General features: G+C 28.9%; 1 protein-coding gene. It reads left to right on the top strand.

Going from position 1 to position 2,280, the window contains the following annotated elements:
* On the top strand, nt 1–454 hold a 454-nt coding region (locus ACFINZ_RS09380), incomplete at its 5' end, for a type ISP restriction/modification enzyme (protein WP_375701387.1).
* Between the last annotated feature and the right edge of the window lie 1,826 nt (nt 455–2,280).

Raw genomic sequence — 2,280 nt, forward strand, 5'->3', positions numbered from 1 at the left:
CGTAAAAACGGCTGATGATTTTTGGAAATTTGTGACAGCAGGGCGTGAACTCGGTCATTTGCACGTAAACTATGAAACTGTAGAACCTTATCCTGTCACCTTTAAAAAGGGTAATCCAAAACAGACAGAAATCTCTAATCCCGAAAAATTCTATTATGTAACTGAAATGAAATTCGCAAAAATTAAGGATAGTAAGGAAAAGAATAAATCAACTGTTATTTATAATAGCAATATCATCATGACAGATATCTCTCTTGAATCGGTTATGGGGCGTCAATGCGTTAAGACAGATAAAAAGAGTGGTATTGTTAATGATGCTAATCACTATGCTGTTGAAACCATTGGCAACCCTGCCTACCCTCTAGAGTTATTGCAGAGGGTTATCACTGTAAGTTTAGAAACAATGAAAATTGTTAAGAACTTACCAAAATTAGAAATAAGAGAAACCAAATAACTTATAAAGCATGCTCACATGATAGGCATATTAACCTCACAAGGGGTATAAGGTCTTATAGCTATAGGTTCCTATACCCCCTTTATACATTGCTTACATACAATCTTTAAAAGGATAATTTATCATGCGTTATTCTAAAAAGAAGAAACTTGCACTTTTAGATACTCTTATTTGGATTGCTTTAAAACTTTTAAGAAATCCACTCTTAAATAGAATTAGATTTTTTTACATTGCCTTTAAGAGGTTATACCGTAATCTAAAATGATAGCTTTATCCTTTTCAAAAGCTTTGTTTAAAGAGAGTTATGTATATTCATTTTACTTATAGGTTTTGTAGGTTCTTAAAACCCCCAAAACCCCTACAAAACCCCTTTAAATGTATATTATAGATTGTATTTACGGATTGTATTTAATATAGGTTGTTTATTTAAAACATTAACATATTGAAATATAATGATTTTTATTTTGGATTAAAAAAATAAAATAATACGTACAAAAAGCACCCCCAAAACTCATAACTATAAAGATCTTGATAGCATCTCTTATGAGTTACAAGATATCTTGTGAAAAGCTTTAAAGGATCACATGATTTTTATAAAGCACGTTGTAATCATTCTCTAAATCATAAGGTTATCTATTCAAAAGAACTGATTAAATTCATAAAAGGGATTTTAATAACGTAATCAGTTTTTACTTTCATACGCTTTTCATAAGACACGTTTTAATGACACACTAAAATAATCACTTTTGTCAGTTCAATTTACTGACAGATAACTGACAAATATATATTATTAATTGTATTTAAGGTTGTGTTATCTATATAAGTTGTATCTTAAAAGACTAACATATTGAAATATAATGCTTTTAATTTTTTATCATTTTAAAAAAATAGTATAGGGTCTAAAAAGAACTGACACAACTGACAAAAGTCTATTAAAAGGGATTTTGCTAATCTCTATAATGATCAGTTTCTATTGAGATATTTTCATAACAGACAATAAATCACAATTATCCTATTTATCGTTTCTCTTATGAAAATGAAAAATGATGCCATGGCTATAAAGAACATAACAGCTATAGAGAAAGCAAAAATGCAAATGAAAGCATTTGTTATAAGAGCGCGGTGCTATTAAGGTCGTTTAAATTAAAGCCCCTTATAAACAAAATTCACAAAAAATTTAAAATTCATTTAGTAACAAAATTGATAGGTTATAAAGTTTAAAATACGCATCATGAGAGCGTTTCTAAATATTATAAATGTATAGATTCAGAAAATAACGCAATCTTTTAAGAAAGCTAATAATATAGCTTTAAAAGCATATAAATATAAAAGAAGCAACTAATAGGCATAAGATATTATCAATACACAACGTATTTAAAAAATACAAAAAAATATCAAAAAAGATAAAATATTGTTTGACAATAAATACGTATTTTGTTATATGAATATTCAAGTGATTAGAAAACACTTTGAAACGACAAGCGGATAGATTACGAAACAATCTTTCCAACGCTTTTAAAAATTGGCTATCTTTTATACTTTTGTTAGTATATGAGGATTTTGTCGGGTGTGTTTACACCATACAATACTCTTTATGAGAAAAGTGTAAGCAGCGGACTTGTCGCCGTGTTTTCTAGCACCCGATGCCCTCTATAGGCTGTTAATAGAAAATTTAATTACGACAAGGTTTTAATTATGAAAAATACAGTAAAAAACATCCCCGTTATCTCTAATATTGCAAATGAAACCGCGCTTGCTAATCAACAAGAGCCTGCAAAAAAATACGAATTTACAGGAGAGACAATAGAGGTTGGTGATTATACTCT

The sequence above is a fragment of the Bartonella sp. AA81SXKL genome, assembly GCF_042196945.1.
In the GTDB taxonomy this organism is placed as follows: domain Bacteria; phylum Pseudomonadota; class Alphaproteobacteria; order Rhizobiales; family Rhizobiaceae; genus Bartonella.